Annotated in this window: 6 protein-coding genes and 1 pseudogene; 2 read left to right on the plus strand and 5 right to left on the minus strand. The window is 47.1% G+C overall.

Features of this window, described 5'->3' with window-relative positions:
• Nucleotides 1-244 precede the first annotated feature (244 nt).
• Nucleotides 245-8,386 (plus strand): DUF4347 domain-containing protein, encoded by an 8,142-nt coding sequence (locus tag QUB30_RS05235; RefSeq protein WP_333330092.1) that lies wholly within the window; start codon nucleotides 245-247, stop codon nucleotides 8,384-8,386.
• Nucleotides 8,387-8,647: 261 nt separating this feature from the next.
• Here the strand turns inward: QUB30_RS05235 and dprA are convergent, their stop codons facing one another.
• The 3 genes from dprA to QUB30_RS05250 form a co-directional block, all read right to left on the minus strand.
• A complete protein-coding gene (dprA, locus tag QUB30_RS05240; RefSeq protein ID WP_333330095.1) occupies nucleotides 8,648-9,799 on the minus strand; it encodes a DNA-processing protein DprA in 1,152 nt (383 codons plus the stop codon).
• A gap of 180 nt (nucleotides 9,800-9,979) precedes the next feature.
• Complete coding sequence (locus tag QUB30_RS05245) at nucleotides 9,980-10,633, minus strand: YdcF family protein (protein ID WP_333330098.1); 654 nt, start codon at nucleotides 10,631-10,633, stop codon at nucleotides 9,980-9,982.
• A gap of 146 nt (nucleotides 10,634-10,779) precedes the next feature.
• A complete protein-coding gene (locus QUB30_RS05250; RefSeq protein ID WP_333330101.1) occupies nucleotides 10,780-11,427 on the minus strand; it encodes a DUF2301 domain-containing membrane protein in 648 nt (215 codons plus the stop codon).
• Between the two features lie 80 nt (nucleotides 11,428-11,507).
• On the opposite strand from QUB30_RS05250, the gene QUB30_RS05255 reads away from it, so the two are divergent.
• Nucleotides 11,508-12,185, plus strand: a complete 678-nt coding sequence (locus QUB30_RS05255; protein ID WP_333330103.1) for a calcium-binding protein — start codon at nucleotides 11,508-11,510, stop codon at nucleotides 12,183-12,185.
• Between the two features lie 183 nt (nucleotides 12,186-12,368).
• On the opposite strand, the gene QUB30_RS05260 is transcribed toward QUB30_RS05255, so the two are convergent.
• Nucleotides 12,369-13,124 carry a DUF561 domain-containing protein gene (locus QUB30_RS05260; RefSeq protein WP_333330107.1) on the minus strand — a complete coding sequence of 252 codons (756 nt, stop codon included), beginning with the start codon at nucleotides 13,122-13,124 and terminating at the stop codon, nucleotides 12,369-12,371.
• Nucleotides 13,125-13,232: 108 nt separating this feature from the next.
• Nucleotides 13,233-14,080 (minus strand): annotated as a pseudogene (locus tag QUB30_RS05265) (creatininase family protein).
• Nucleotides 14,081-14,150: the final 70 nt, after the last annotated feature.

Raw genomic sequence — 14,150 nt, forward strand, 5'->3', positions numbered from 1 at the left:
TCACACTTGCTATTGAAGTGTTTTTGTGTTATGTCATCCACCTCGCACTCGCTCATCCGCAATATTACTTAATAAATTTCCCCATCTTCATCACAACTTTAATTAAATAGGTGTTTATAAAGAAAACTTTATAAAAATTCTCTGAAAAAATAGTTATGGTTACTACAACCTTCAGAAAGTGTTTCGGATGCAAGTCGCGAAACAGGGAAATCATTGTCTTTTTTTAGCTATCAATAGGTGTATTATGCCAAATTTAAATAATCAAGTTTCAGGATGTGCGATCGCCTTTATCGACACTCAAGTAGAAAATTATCAAAGTTTAGTCGCTGGGGTAAAACCGGGTACGGAAGTAGTCGTTTTGGATGGGAACCGGGATGCGATCGACCAAATTACTCAAATTTTAGCTCTTCGTACTAATATTGACAGCATTCACATCGTTTCTCACGGTGCTCCGGGTAGTTTGCAACTCGGCGACGTTCGCTTTAGTTTAGATGGTATAGAGTGCGATCGAGATTCTCTACAGCAATGGTTTTCGCCACAAACCGACTCGATCGGCAAAAATCGACCTAATATCCTGCTGTACGGATGCTCAGTAGCAGCAGGCGAGACAGGAAAAGCATTTGTCAAACGCTTGAGTGAGTTAACCGGGGCCTCGGTTGCAGCTTCCAAAAACCTCACGGGAAGTGTAGCCAAAGGCGGCGACTGGGAACTGGAAGTGAGAACCGGGAAAATTGAAACGCCGCTGGTATTTGCACCCGAAGTATTAGCAGGCTACGAGTACGTTTTGAATAGTTTTGGTGCGGCAACAAACTTTCCCGTAGGTTCAAATCCTGTCTTCGTCGGTGTCGGTGATTTTAACGGCGACGGAATAAAGGACTTAGCTGTGGCGAACAGTGCCGCTACTGGCAGCGCTTCTAGCGGCGTTTATGGCACATCAATTCTGTTAGGAAATGGCACGGGTAGCTTTGGCACCGCTACTCTTTTGCCACGGGGAAGAAAAGCCCTCGCTGTTGCTAAATTTAATCCAGATAACTATGACGACTTGGTTGTAGATAATAGCAATGGTTCTGTCTCAATATTTCTTGGGAGTAGCACTGGCTTCGGTGCTCCCCTCAATCTATCTTTCGACTCGCTGATTGTGGCTCAATACATTGCTGCGGAAGATTTTAATGGTGATGGCAGGACAGACTTAGCTCTGGCTAGTTATCGCGCCACGGGTTCCACCAATACTAATGGTGTCGTCTCAATTCTCTTGCAAAATATTGATGGCACTTTTGCACCTCCTCAAAACTTTTTGGTAGCAAAAGTTCCTGAATCTATTGCCGTTGATGACTTTGACGGCAACGGCACAAAGGACTTGGCTGTGACAAGCACTCAACCTAGTAGTTCTAACAGCGTTTCAATTTTACTGGGGAATGGCAGTGGGAGTTTTGGCGCTGCCAATAATATTACAGTAGGGTCGCGGCCATATTCTATCGCTGTGGGTAAGTTTAACAATGACTCCTTTCCCGACTTGGCTGTGACGAATTTCGAGTCTCAAAGCATCTCTATTCTGCTGGGAAATGGTAGTGGAGGCTTTACTACTACGGAAATTCCAGTGGGTTCGAGTCCCAGTTTCCTCACCGTTGCGGATCTCAACGGTGACTCCAAGCAAGATTTGGCTGTCGTGAACAATAACAAGGTTTCAACTCTGTTGGGAAATGGCGACGGCACATTTACCAAGACTGCTGATTTAGATGCGGGATCAACTCCTAGTGCTGTTACTGCAAAGGATTTGAACGGGGACGGTTTGCCAGATTTAGCAGTGACCAACTTTGGTTCAGACAACGTTTCAATTCTGGTGAATACACCCAATACAGTTAATTTCGGTACTGCAACTTACAGCGGTACAGAAGGAACTACGGATACAGTAGTTAATATTCCCGTTACTCTCAGCGCCGGCACTCCTTTTGCTGATGTAACTGTACCAATTGCGATCGACCCCAGCAGCAGTGCCACACAAAATTCTGACTACACTATTTCCCCAACCTCGATTACATTCCCCGCAGGTGCAACAGGTGCCGCACTCACCCAGAATGTTGCAGTTACTATCAAACCCGACAATCTCCCTGAAAACACCGAAACCGCAATCCTCAACTTTGGCACAATCACGGGTGGCGTTGCAGGTACAACCAAACAAACAACATTAAATATTGCAGCCAACGGTAGTGTTTCTTACGCTGTAGCCGCCGATATTGCAAGCATTCCCGAAGGTAACAGCGGCACAACTCCTCTGACTTTTACCGTGACTCGCAGCGGTGGCACTGGTGTAGCGAGTAGCGTAAATTATGCAATAGGAGGAACTGCTACAAACGTCAGCGACTACAACAACATCGGCGGCACTTCTGGGGCAACGGGTATTAGCGGCACAATCAATTTTGCTGTGGGTGAAACATCTAAAACTATCACATTAAATGTGGTAGGCGACGGATTAGTTGAACCTGACGAAACTGTTGCGGTTACGCTGTCGAATCCTGTTGCACCGGGGCCGACACCTACCTTTACTGCTGCAACTGCGACAACTACCATCAAAAATGATGACACTGCCGGTTTCAGCATTGCACCTACGAACATCACTGCTACAGAAGGCGGCGCAACTGGCAGTTACAAAGTCAAGCTAACTTCGCAACCGACGGCACCCGTTAACATTAGCTTTAATACTGGCAATGCAATTAGCCCGATCGCCACACCGATTACTTTTGACAGCACTAACTGGAATGTCGATCAAACTGTCACTGTTAGTGCGATCGACGACAATCTAGCACAAGGAACCCACAGCGGTACGATCGCTCACACAGTTACCAGTACCGATGCCAGTTATAACGCCAAAGCGATGCCCGATGTGACGGCTTCGATTACTGATAACGATAGTCCCGGTGTTTCCATCGTGCAATCGGCAGGCAGTACAAATATTGCTGAAGGCGGTGCAACGGCTACCTACGGCGTGGTTTTGACTACCGCACCTGCTGCCAACGTTACGATTAATTTTGACACTGGGACTCAAATTAGTGCGATCGCACCTCTGACTTTCACCCCCAGTAATTGGAATGTTGCTCAAAATGTGACCGTTAGTGCGATCGAGGACAGCATCGCCCAAGGAACCCGCAGCGGCACGATTACTCACACTTCTGTCAGTACCGATACTTTGTATAATGGGCTGACGATTTCTCCTGTGACTGCCACCATTGCTGACAACGATACCGCAGGCGTGAGTATTTCACCAACGAGTACAACTGCTACCGAAGGCGGTGCGGGCACGTACAGGGTTAAGTTAAAATCCCAGCCGATCGCGCCTGTGACGGTTAGTTTCGCTACAGGGGATCAAATAAATGCGATCGCCGCAATTACTTTTGACAGCACTAACTGGAATGTGGATCGGACTGTCACTGTTAGTGCGATCGATGACAGCACAGCCCAAGGAACCCGCAGCGGCACGATCGCTCACACTTCTGCCAGCACCGATACTAAGTATAATGCGCTGACGATTTCTCCTGTGACTGCCACGATTGCTGACAACGATACCGCAGGCGTGAGTATTTCACCTACGAGTACAACTGCTACCGAAGGCGGTGCTACTGGCAGTTACAGCGTTCAACTAACTTCTGTGCCGAGCGCGCCTGTGACGATTAGTTTCGCCAATGGCAATCAAATTAATGCGATCGCTGATGTTACCTTCGACTCTACTAACTGGAATGTCGCGAAACCAGTGACTGTAACGGCTACAGACGATGCGATTGTTGAAGGAAATCATACAGGCAGTATTTCTCATACGGCCCAGAGTGCTGATACTAAGTATAGTGCGATCGGGATTCCGGGCGTGACAGTGGCGATCGCTGATAACGATGTAGCGCCGACGCCGACACCAGTCGCAGTCGATCCAGTACCGCCGACACCAGTTGCACCGACACCAGTCGCAGTCGATCCAGTACCGCCGACACCAGTCGCAGTCGATCCAGTACCGCCGACACCAGTTGCACCGACACCAGTCGCAGTCGATCCAATACCGCCGACACCAATACCGCCGACACCAGTTGCACCGACACCAGTCGCAGTCGATCCACTACCGCCGACACCAGTCGCAGTCGATCCAGTTGCACCGACACCAGTTGCACCGACACCAGTCGCAGTCGATCCAGTACCGCCGACACCAGTTGCACCGACACCAGTCGCAGTCGATCCAATACCTCCGACACCAGTCGCAGTCGATCCAATACCGCCGACACCAGTTGCACCGACACCAGTCGCCGTCGATCCAGTACCGCCGACACCAGTTGCACCGACACCAGTCACTACAGGAACAGGTGGCACAAACCCATTCCCGATCGCAATACCGAGATATCAGGAAATTCCCTTGGTAAGACCGAGATCTAATGCTCGGTATGGGGGCGGCGCTCTGACGACACCTGGTTTTGTCGGCGCTAATGCTTGGGGAGACTACGACAATGACGGCGATTTGGATCTATTGGTAATGGAAGGAGGTAGTTTAGAAAACTACTCACTTTCTTTTCCCCGATCGCAATACATCCCGAAAGTGTACAGCAACGAACGTGAGCAAGGCTTTAAACCAATTGATATAGGGCTGCCTACCGTTTATGGAGGTGTGATCCAGGAAAATGGGAAGAGTCATGATTCCAAACCTTCTGCTACGTGGGGAGACAGCGACAATGATGGTGATCTCGATATCTTGCTCACAGGGGTAATTGATACTCCTCCACAAGACAACTCCACCCCCGGTTCGCCCTACACCCCCATCACCAGACTGTACCGGAACCAAAGGGTTGATAGCACTCTTCCCTATAACCCAACCTCGATCGACCCCACTAAATTTACTCTAGACACGAGGGTAAAGCTGCCTGGTATTTTCAACGGTTCCGCAGCTTGGGGAGACTACAACAACGATGGCAGAAAGGATCTCGTACTCACAGGTGACACGAGTTCAGGATACATCGCCAAAGTGTTCCGCAACGAACCCATTGGTTTTAACAACGGCAGTATCTTTAACTACGCCCTTACCTTTGAGGAGGAGACTGGGGTTAACTTGCCGGGTGTTATTGGCAATGCCGCCTGGGGAGACTACAACAACGATGGCAAACCCGATATCTTGCTGGCAGGCGACACCGGTTCAGCATACGTCGCAAAATTGTATCGCAACACTGGCAATGGCTTTACCGAAGAGAACAAGCCACTCCTGCAAAATCAAAACCCTAACGAACCTATTAATTACGGTGCATGGGGAGACTCCAACAGTGATGGACAACTGGATATCTTGCTTACAGGTACAAAGCAGGGTCCTAGCTTTACCAGGGTGCTTCTGAACAAAAGCAACTATCAAGAGACTAAGTTTGAGGATCGTCTGATTCCATCGGGACCTGATGCTGGTTTCGGTGCTTGGGGAGATGAAGACAATGATGGTGATCTCGATATTCTGCTGACAGAAAGGAATAATTCGGGTGGGCTCGCCAAAGTTTACCAACAAGATGACCTTGGCTCTTTTAAACCCATCGACGATCCAACGCTACCTAATAATGTTGCCGGCGCGGCGGCCTCTTGGGGAGACTACAACAATGATGGAAGACTAGATATTGCACTCACGACAACTGATTCATCTGGGAGTGGCAGCTTTGTCAAAATCTACCGCAACGATACCCCTGAACCGAACACGCAACCCTCTGCACCTGAAGGTTTAAATTCCCATCAGATTACTCAGGAAGGAGTTATCTTAAGTTTGCCCGGAGGATTGGGAAATCAGCTCGACGCTCAAACTCCAAATCAGGGTTTAAGCTACAATCTGCGAGTTTGGACTACTCGTCCCAATCCCACTCCCGGTGGCGACCCTATTAAAGAGTACATTGTTGGCCCGATGTCCCTGGATAATGGGACTCGGCAAGTAGTGCAGTTGGGGAATGTGAACCAAGCCAACAGCAGCAGCAACTACTACTCGCCTGGTTGGCTGTTAAAACCAGATAACTTAATCCCTGGACAAACTTATTACTGGAGTGTACAGGCGATCGACAGTGCTTGGGCGGGTTCACCTTTTTCCGAAGTAAAAAGTTTTGTTGCCCCCGATATCAAACCAACCCTCACTATCACCGCTACCGATGCTAATGCGGCAGAAACACGTTGGGAGGAACCCGCGACCGCGAATCCCGGAAAATTCACCATTACCCGTACTGGTGGCAACCTAGCTAATCCGCTGAATGTCTACTACAAGTTCGATAATCTATTAGATATTCCAAGCAACACTGCCATACCCGGTATCGGTATGTATGGAGATTACCAATTGTTTTCCGACTCCGAGTCGAGTCAGCCCTCCCAACCTCGTCAGGCCTTGCCTTTCACCCTGTCTGGCAGCAACATGATCACAATTCCAGCAGGTAAGGGCAGCGTCAACATAGATGTGGATGTCTACAACGACAGCCTCGTAGAAGGCGACGAGAAAGTGTTTATCAGCTTAGATCCTATCAGCAACTACAACAGCAAGATAGGCGAGTCCTCTAGTGCTACTGTGACGATCGCGGACAACGAGCCCAACTACCCGCCAGGTGTGAATCGTCCTCCAGAAATGCAGATTAACCTAGGCGGTACGTACACTGCTCTCAATGTAGACGTTCCTAACGTCTACACAGACCCGGATGGCGACCTACTCACCTACACACTAACCCGGTCTGACGGCAGCTTATTACAGAGCAATCCGAACAGCCGTTGGCTTGGATTGTCGTTTAACTCTGCCACAAACACCATCAAGTTCACCGGAACTCCCCCAAGCAACTGGGATGGCTTCTACGCCAAGTTAACAGCAACAGACCCTTATGGTGCAAGTGCCAGCCAGGAAATCCACGTAGTGAACAACAACGGAGATACCTGGGTGATTGACGGCTACATTTCTGGTGCAACTGTCTTCCTCGATGCCAACAAAAACGCCGTCCTCGATACCAACGAACCATCCACCACAACCGATTCAGGCGGAAAATTCAATCTCAACATCCCCTTCGAGACATTCGACACCAACAACAACGGAGAAATCGACCCATCAGAAGGCAATCTAGTAGCCATAGGAGGCATTGACACCGCCACCGGCTTACCCCTAGAAACACCAGTCACCGCACCACCAGATGCGAGTGTAGTCACCCTCCTAACCACCTTAATAGCCGACTTAATCGACAAAGGAATTGAACCAGAATCAGCACAATCTTTAGTCAAAGCCGCCCTTTCTCTCCCCGCCGATGTTGACTTAACTAGCTTAGACCCCATAGAAGCTACCAACAACAACCAACCCGGCGGAGTCCAAGTCTTAGCAGCAATGGTGAAAGTCCAAAACTTCATCACCCAAACCAGCGCTTTGATTGACGGTGCATCCAGTGCACTCAATACCGATATTGTCAAGGCTGTTGTCAGTTCCATGACGGCTCAAATTCAATCCGGTACAGTCTTAAACCTCAGCAATGCAGCCGCTTTAGAACCAATCATTCAGCAAACTGCCGCGAAAATCCAGCAAATAGACCCCAGTTTCAACACTCAACAAGTCAGCCAAATTACCTCGCAATCCGCGACAGTAATGGCAACAGCAAATCAGCGCATTGATACCGCTGTCTCCAACCCAACAGCAACATCAATTCCTGAATCACTTGCCCGCCTCCAACAAGTAGCCTTGGGCCCAACAACTCAAGACTTCAAAGAAGTTGGTACGGGAAATAAACCAATTTACCAGCTAGTTGCTGACAATACTGGTACTGCTTTAGATAGCAGAATTGAAGCTGTCATATTGCCGGCTGGGATTGCAACTCCTGTTGTCAGCGGCGATGCAGATTTGGGCAGCAATTCCCCCAATGCAATTCTCGGTACCAATGGCGACGATATCCTGACGGGCGACAGCGCGAATAATGTGTTGATGGGCATGAGGGGCAATGATTCCCTCGACGGAAATCTGGGAAATGACACACTTTTAGGTGGCAAAGGTAGCGATACAATCCTGGGAAGTAGCGGTGATGATGCCTTATTTGGCAACCGTGGTGCTGACATTTTGAATGGCGATGATGGTAATGATATTCTTTACGGAGGTAAGGGAGATGATTTGCTGAATGGCGGCTTGGGAATTGATAGTTTGATAGGAGGAATGGGAGTAGATAAGTTCTTACTATCTACGAATTCCGGTACTGATACGATTACTGATTTTGAAGTCGGTCAAGACTTGTTAGTATTGGGTAACGGGTTGAGTTTCTCGCAATTGGCGATCGCTCAAGATAGCGGTGCAACATTAATCCGGTTTGCACAAACAGGGGAGATTTTAGCTTCTCTCAATGGTGTTTCTACTAGCAGTATTAGCGCCGTTAATTTCGGATTGATTTAAAGGTTCGTAATGAGGACTTTAGTCCTTATTATTCTTCAGTCTCTTAGAGACGGACTTCGTTTGTATATATGCGGTTTCAACCGCTGACTATCAATGCCTTGATCCCCCCTAACCCCCCTTAAAAAGGGGGGGACAAGAATCTTCTCAAAGTCCCCCTTCTTAAGGGGGATTTAGGGGGATCTGGCCTCGGCGGTAAACGAGAGATAAAGAGGGTTTTAGACTTAAGTTGACACCAATGCCCTAAACCGTATTACTTACAAATCAGCATCGCTGATATCGCATTCCCGGTAGCTGGGAAACTAATCCCAACAATTCCAACTGCAAAAGTATACTAGAAACTCTTCCCGCTTCTAATCCCGCTGCTTCCACAATTGTATCAAAAGAAATCGGCCCAGATGCGATCGCACTTAACACCTTAGCCAATTCCGGCTCCAACGGCGGCCCTTGCTTCTCAACCGTCGGATTTGGAGGAAATAGCGACAACTGCTCGGCTCTATCCAATTTTGGCATAGCTCCGAGCATTTCCAACAACCTGTCTTCGCTTAACATTCGATCGCTATTTGGCAGAATCGGATGAGCACCTTTACTCAGCAATTCCAAACAACCAAAGGAACGCTCATCATCCAATCTGCCCGTCAAAACATACACATCCCGGCAAAAATCATTCGCTTGATAAGCAGTAATTAAAGCACCCGATTTATGCGGAGCTTCTATCACGATTGTAGCGCGGCTTAAGCCAGCAATTATGCGATTTCGGCGCGGAAAATTAGTTTTATTCGGTTGAGTCCCCGCCGGATATTCGCTAATTACCAATCCCTGCTGCAAAATGCGATCGCACAACCTCTCATTTTGTTTAGGATATACAATATCTACTCCCGTCCCCACCACTGCAAAAGTCCTTCCTCCCGCCTCCAAACAGCCTGTATGAGCCTCTGTATCAATGCCAGCCGCCAATCCCGAAACCACAGTAAAACCGCTTCTAGCCAAAGCCGTACTAATTTTGCGAGCCCACCTTCTGCCGTATTCCGAAGGGCTGCGAGTACCAACCATTGCCACCGTCGGCGTAATTCCGTGATTCTCTTTTATATCAACTAAACCGCGATAATACAACACTGGTGGCGGATTGGGAATTTCCAATAATAAGCGGGGATAATCTGGATCGGCAGGCGTCCAAAAACAGGGATTTTTTATAAGATGTTTTTCGATAAATTCTTCAGGATTGAGTTTATTGCGTTCTTGCACAATGGTTTCAATTATCTGCTTGCCAAACCCTTCGATTCGCATTAAATCTACTGATTTTGCCGTCCAAGCTTCTGCCAAACTATTGAAATTTTGCTGCAATCTTTGCAACAAAATCGGCCCGATACCGTTTATTTGCGACCATGCTAACCAGTAAGCGCGTTCTTCTAACAACGAGTTGCCCTCAACTTATCTGAGAAGAATTTTATCATTTTTGGTGGAATTATGGTAGGAAACGGCACTGCCTTGTCCTCTCTTTCTACAGATTTACAACGGCTATATAAATATTTTTTTACGAACCGCGAACGCGCTAAAAACGCGAAGGGAATTAAGAGGGAAGTTGACAATTACTGGCTAGGTTTTCCAATCTACGAAACGGGCATAAATATAAGCAATAATTTCTCCGATTACTGTCCGAAAACCTTCGCTAGATTTCCACCATTCTTGGGAATTGTAATCTTGCGGTTCCGCCGCTATAATCCCGACTTTAATCTCAGGATTCAGCACTTCTTTAAAAACAATCCAACTTCTGCGGGCGTGAGGGCCAAAGGAATAAAGATTAATTGAGTTAACTTTTAAAGCTGAAGTAGAAAACCAATCTCGAAGTGCGATCGCAGAAGCAGCAGTGCGGTGTTTCACAACACTCGCTGCTGGTACTGCTACTACTTTGTTTTTATCAAATCCTAGCGCAATACAAGTCGCTGCCGTCAGTTCCGCATAATTTTTATATTCAGCGAGATAGTAGCCTTTACTTAAAGGAACTCCTGTGGTAATTAATTGGCGGTATTCGCCTTTTTTGAATTCGGCGATCGCACTTTCGATCGCATAATCGGGCAACCAGCCTTCCACAACCAATATATCTGCTTTAATCGGCGCATTTACCGCCAAAAACGGATGGATATTTGTAATAATTAAGAGCATTAAAATTATCAACCCCGCGCTTGCAATTACCCAACCTTCCCTAGTAATTGCCCAGATTTCTCGACGACGGATTAAACGAATTCTCATTTTAGAGCATAAGGAAGAAAATCGATGTGAAGATGGAAGAAGCCACAATACCAATGGTTTCAGGAAAATGGAAATAGTGGGACAGTGAGAGAGCGATCAAATTGCTCTTCGGCCCCATGCCCCATTCCCTATGCCCCATTCCCAAATTATTTGTGTTTCAGATACTCAAAAACGCTTTTATCCCCGATATCCTGCGGCATCGGTTGAAAAAACTTGCGTACAGCAAAGATGATAAACAAAGCCGCCCAAATAGCCAGCAAAAACTGTTCATTTTCGGCTGACAAAAAGCCGAAAATATGTCCTAAAATTAAAAGAGGAACTCCGGGAGTCAAAAACTTGGTTTCGAGGCGATTAAAGCAGAATGCTTCCTTAAAATAAATGCCATTTAAGGCGGCAAAAGTAAAGCCAATTCCCCACAACGTGGCGGGATGTTCGTACACTGCTAAAGCTAGAGGTTGGCTGCTTTGTAGGGCGACAAACAATGCTGCCGCGCCGCCGATCGCCCAAAACGCCTGTAGTGTGCGGTGCAGCGCAATCATGTAAATGTGAATAGTTGCCAAGCTGACGCCTAAAGCTATCCAGAAACAAGCAAAAACAGGCGTTACAGCTTGGATTGCCATCGGGTTGTCGCCCTGTTGCAGCACCAGAGTAGCGCCGATCGCAAAACACAGCGCCGCCACCCCCAATCCGGCGCGGTAAATCAACACTCCCGTGCGATCGTTTTGAGTAATCGTAAATTCGCCGAATTGTCCTTGATAGACTGGCGATTCATCAGGTGATTTCAGTAGTTGCATAATAGCTTCCTCCTATCAGACACGAATGTACTTCTGCCAAGATATACTTTATTGATAAACCGAGCCAGCGAGACCGAGCGATGCCTAAATTTAACAAGCCTAAACTTAACCAGCCTAAAGTTAACAAGTCTAAAGTTAACCAATCTAAATTTGACGATCGCCCAGATCAAAGCAAATCCCTTTCTTCACAATCCGACCTTCCTCCAGTTCAGCTTGATGAAACCATTGTAGCAGGCAGAAGACCCAAACCGGTAAACGACTTCCAGCGCCTGCTTGAGGAATTATCCGAATTGAGATCGGGGTTCGATCCTGAAATTTTAGCGCATATCGAGGAAAATATCCCATTTAATACCCAGCAATTTGAAACTAAAATCAGCAAAATTTTGGGTTCTAAAAATATTGATTGTACTCTGAAAAATTCAGTCAAATATCTCGAGTACATCAAGCAAAATATTCAACTTCCCTGTCACGTTACCGGCATAGAAGAGTTTGAATGGGAAGAAGAATATACAATGGGTTCTGGCAGCAAAAAAGAATATGCACGGCTCAAAAAAACTAAACCTTCTTATACTGATAGATTCACAATTAATCGGTTGGAGGATTTGGTGGTTCAGGAAGAAGAGATATTTGTGGAAGTGCAGCGCGTCGGCGATTGCAGAACATTTACCTTGCCTTTATCTGATTTAGAATCAGTTGATGCAAGTTCCCCAAACAATCAGTTATTAGATGATTATGCTGTGTGGTTTATCAATTATTAAGGAAGTTTTGGAAGACGGGAAAAGTGGGGGAGGGGAAGAGGGGAAGAATGGAAGAGTGGGAGAAGGGGAGAGTAGGAGAAGGGGAAAAACCTTCCTTCTTCCTTCTTCCTTCTTCCGACTTCCATCGGACTGACATCCGTTACATCCGAAGAAAGCTAATCCGTTGCCGAACTTCCTGCTTAATTAAATTGAAGTCGCAAAGTGCGATCGCGAAACCAAAGCCAAAGCTTCAACCAAACTGCGAACAGCCGCGATCATCGCCACTTCGCTATTAAGTTGACTGACAGCAGAACCGACACCAATACCCGCAGCACCGGCTCCAATAGCGAGGGGTGCGGTGACGCTGGAGATGCCGGAAGCGCAGAGTACGGGGACGGATACGGCGCGGGAAATTTCAAAGGCTGCGGCCAAAGTAGGTGCTGCTTTTTCAATTAATCCCAAGGTGCCGGCGTGAATTGGTTGGGCGCTGGTGCCGCCTTCGGTTTGAATGATGTTAGCGCCAGCTTTGACTAATTCTGTTGCTAACTGCACTTGTTTGTCGAGTGCCAAAATGTGGGGAACTGTTACAGAAAGAGTGATGTTGGGAAATAGCGATCGAGTTTCGCGAGTCAACTGCAAAACTTCCTCAGCTTCAAAGCGGCGGCCTACTGCGTAGAAAGCATCAAAGTTGCCAATTTCAATCAAATCAGCGCCAGCTTCTACCGCAGGCACAAACTTTTCCGCTTCCACAGCCGATACACAAATTGGCAAATTTGTCAATTGTTTTGCCATCAATACCAAATCTCGATCGGCAGCAATATCGACAAAGGAAGCACCGCCGAGATCCGCTGCTTTGACAACAGCCGCAACGTTCGCGGCATCAAAATTATTTAAACCGCTGATAATTTTCAGGGCGCGACCTTGCTCAAATGCGCGCTGCAATTTAGAATTTACACTCATCGTTAGTTTTCCAACTCAAAAAATTTCTTAGACTCATTTTGACACGGATTAGAACAAATTTTGATTTTTAATTCTTAATTTTTAATTACCTCACGGCTGTCGAAATTTCTAAACATCTTTGATAACTTGTACCCAACCGTCAGAGAGAAATTCGAGAATACGAGACCCCTTTTCTTTCGTCCCCGCCGCCGCATCGCCCAACACACCGCTTTCAGTCAAATCTTGCGTCAGCCAAGCAAAAGGCAAATTGCCTTCCATACTCAGCAAACTGTCGATCGGCAAATTCTTCGGATATTCTGTAACAGCCAGTTCCATTTTCACCTGCGACGGCAAAATCGACAACATCAAACTCGTTTCTGCATCACCAGCGTGAATCCCAAAATCCAACTCCTTCGCACTGAATAACAGTCCAGGACGCACGCTTCCCAAAAAAAATCGGTTTCTCGTTGTAGCGATGTTTTTGCGTCCCGGACTGAATAATTCAGCAGCAACATTCGCAACCCGTCAAATAAACAGCGAAAAAACCGAGAAATCCTGATATTTGCGATGAATGTCCCGCGCCGCAATTTCCATTACCTGCGGCTGTCCGCCGTGGCAATTCATTAACACTAACTTCCGCAATCAAGCCTGGTAAATACTGTCTGCCATTTCGCCGATTACAGCTAAAAGTTTCCGATCCCCGAGCATAATTGTACCGGGGAAATGGCAGTGTTCGTTCGACTTGCCAGACTACAAAGGCGGCAAAGCCTAAGCAGGAATATTTGCATCTAACTTTGCCAGGGCTTTGCCTGTCACCGCCGCGCTGGCACATCTACAATTAAATGCAAATGGTGGCCGTGCTGTTCGATCGCACCTAGCGGCTGAATAATCACAGTATTTTCCCGATCCCGGATAGACTGAATTTCTGTCCGAGTTAGATATGGAAAAAATCGCGATTCTGGAATACAATTGTGCATAAGAGCGCGACAAGAGTAAAGGCAACCAAGGCAATCAACTAGCCTGAAAACAAAAAAGTAATTACCAAGA

This window comes from Microcoleus sp. BROC3 (assembly GCF_036702515.1).
Lineage (GTDB): Bacteria > Cyanobacteriota > Cyanobacteriia > Cyanobacteriales > Microcoleaceae > Microcoleus.